This window comes from Cytophagia bacterium CHB2, from assembly GCA_030263535.1.
GTDB lineage: Bacteria > Zhuqueibacterota > Zhuqueibacteria > Zhuqueibacterales > Zhuqueibacteraceae > Coneutiohabitans.
Map to the genome: position 1 here is coordinate 1 of SZPB01000605.1, position 2282 is coordinate 2282.

Sequence of the window (2282 nt, forward strand, 5' to 3'; positions counted from 1 at the left end):
CAAAACGGCGGTAAAGATCGTCAAAATTATGATTTCATTCAAGCCCAAAATACGTTTTTCTTGAAACAGTTCCCCACTGTTACTGCGCGCGTTTTAACCGCATTTGAGAGCAAATCATTCCAGGATTTTGAAGGTGGGAAAAATATGGTGAATGAGCCTGACGTGATTTTACGGTGAACGCATCGCCACTTTGGATAGGGTTGTTATCGACTATACGGAGGTTGAAGATAGGCTTCAGTAAAGCCCGCCTGATGCACAGCGTTTAGCGCAGACACGGCGCTGCGCTTTGCATAAAACGGTCCCACATAGACATGGTACTTCGCTTCCTGAATGAAGTAGTTGGCGTTAATTCTTTTTTGCCGAACCTTGGAAGCAAAGCCCATCGCGTCTTTTTGTTTATCAAAAGTTTTAACGATCACGAGGTAGCCATCATTTATGGGCAGGGCCCGGCTTTCCAATAAATCATCTTGAGGCGCGTGCTCCCGTTCTTGCTTCGTAACATCTGGCTTAAAATCTTGAGGTGGTATATCTGAAGGTGGGCTTTCAAGCGGAGGATTTAATGACAAACCATCGAATAGATGAATATTCAGACTATCAAGCATTTTGAGCGTAAACAGACTGAAAGTAATTGATATTGGAATTGCAATCACGACGGTTTTTGCTATTGTTCCTACAGACACTCGAAACGGCGGCCCACTTAATTTCCCCGATCCGGAGAACTTGCTTTGGGTTGTCTCGCTAACCGTGTTTTGCATCGTCCCGCTGAATTCCACTTTTCGCTCAGACATGGCAGCACCCCTCTCAGATTAAAGTTGCGATGGATTTAGCGTTTCATCAACGGCTCCGCTTGTTCATCGGCATGATACGAACTGCGCACCAATGGCCCGGATTCGACGTGGCGAATGCCGATCGCCAAACCGTGTTCTTTCAGCTCTTGAAACTCGGCGGGCGTGACAAAGCGTTCGACCGGCAAATGTTCCGGCGTTGGCTGCAAGTATTGCCCGATCGTGGCAATGTCGAGTCCCGTCATCTGCAAATCGTTCAGCAAATCTTTGGCTTCCGTGATCGTCTCGCCCAGGCCGAGCATAAAGCCGGATTTCGTCACTGCCCCAAACTTCTTTGCGCGTTCCAAAAGCTCGAGTGACTGGCGATAATTTGCCTGCGGCCGCACGCGACGATACAATCGTGCGATGGTTTCGACGTTGTGATTGAGAATCTGCGGCTGTGCTTCCAGCACGGTGCGCAGCGCCGCCTCATTGCCCTTGAAGTCGGGGATCAACACTTCGATGCTGCACGCCGGCAGTTGCGTGCGAATCGCGCGAATGGTAGCCGCGAAAATGGCAGCGCCGCCGTCCGGCAGCTCATCGCGATTCACTGAGGTGATCACGGCATGGCGCAGATTGAGCGTGGCCACGGCTTCGGCCACGCGCCGCGGCTCGTCTTCATCCAGCCAAACCGGGCGGCCGGTTTTCACCGCGCAAAAGCCGCAACTGCGCGTGCACACATCGCCGAGAATCATGAACGTCGCGCTGCGCCGGCTCCAGCATTCCGCAATGTTCGGACAGCGCGCTTCTTCACACACGGTGTGTAAACGCGATTGATCGACCAGGCGCTTGATCTCGTGGTAGCCCTCGCCGCCGGGAATTTTGACTTTGAGCCATTCCGGCCGGCGCACGACGCGCAAAGATGAAGACGGTTGTTGTTCGAGTACGGGAAGAGCGAGGCTCATTATTCGGCAATCAAGTTCCTGTTTATGGATTCTATCATTCGTTTTGGCGCTCAATGTTTTTTGCGATAAGCTTCACGGCGATGTCGAATATAATGCACAAGTATCTGCTTCATGCTGTGATCAACACCGTAGATGATGCGATAATCCCCAACACGAACCCGGTATAAATTTTCTCCCCCTTGTAGCTTGCTGGCCTGGCGCGGCAAAGGATCATCTTGCAAGGCCTCAACCTCGGCCAGGGCGCGCTTAACTAAAGATCTGGGAAGAAAACGCAAATCTTTCTCAACCGACGGCTTGAGTACAATTTTATAAGATGCCATCTTTTTGCAAACGGCGTTTCATTTCCAGCAACGAAACCGGTTTTTCGTTACGCCGCTCGGCTATTACCGCCAAGTCGTGCAAATCCTCCATCAACTTTTGGTAATGCTTCACAGATAGAAGAACGCCACGCTTTTTTCCCTTCGCGTCTACCACGAATTGTGCATTCGATGTAATCATATTGAACCTGTCCGATAGGATTTTGTTTGACAAATACTACTTGCCCGATTCAAAC

Annotated in this window: 4 protein-coding genes; all 4 read right to left on the bottom strand. The window is 50.6% G+C overall.

Annotated elements, in window-relative coordinates; translation table 11 throughout:
• Nucleotides 1–203 precede the first annotated feature (203 nt).
• From FBQ85_29395 to FBQ85_29410, 4 genes are read right to left on the bottom strand one after another with little or no spacing between them, the layout of a single operon-like run.
• Entirely contained in the window at nucleotides 204–788 is a 585-nt protein-coding gene (locus tag FBQ85_29395) for an SPOR domain-containing protein (protein ID MDL1879247.1), read from the bottom strand.
• 35 nt (nucleotides 789–823) lie between these two features.
• A complete protein-coding gene (gene lipA, locus FBQ85_29400; protein MDL1879248.1) occupies nucleotides 824–1729 on the bottom strand; it encodes a lipoyl synthase in 906 nt (301 codons plus the stop codon).
• Nucleotides 1730–1779: 50 nt separating this feature from the next.
• Nucleotides 1780–2049, bottom strand: coding sequence for a type II toxin-antitoxin system RelE/ParE family toxin (locus FBQ85_29405; GenBank protein ID MDL1879249.1), 270 nt, complete (start codon nucleotides 2047–2049; stop codon nucleotides 1780–1782).
• Nucleotides 2036–2227, bottom strand: a complete 192-nt coding sequence (locus FBQ85_29410) for a hypothetical protein (GenBank protein MDL1879250.1) — start codon at nucleotides 2225–2227, stop codon at nucleotides 2036–2038. The genes FBQ85_29405 and FBQ85_29410 overlap by 14 nt, the downstream gene beginning before the upstream one ends.
• Nucleotides 2228–2282 lie beyond the last annotated feature (55 nt).

What these genes read in the sequence shown, in the direction of transcription:
- lipA (MDL1879248.1), bottom strand. Translation starts at nt 1,729, where the DNA reads ATGAGCCTCGCTCTTCCCGTACTCGAACAACAACCGTCTTCATCTTTG.
- FBQ85_29395 (MDL1879247.1), bottom strand. Translation starts at nt 788, where the DNA reads ATGTCTGAGCGAAAAGTGGAATTCAGCGGGACGATGCAAAACACGGTT.
- FBQ85_29405 (MDL1879249.1), bottom strand. Translation starts at nt 2,049, where the DNA reads ATGGCATCTTATAAAATTGTACTCAAGCCGTCGGTTGAGAAAGATTTG.
- FBQ85_29410 (MDL1879250.1), bottom strand. Translation starts at nt 2,227, where the DNA reads ATGATTACATCGAATGCACAATTCGTGGTAGACGCGAAGGGAAAAAAG.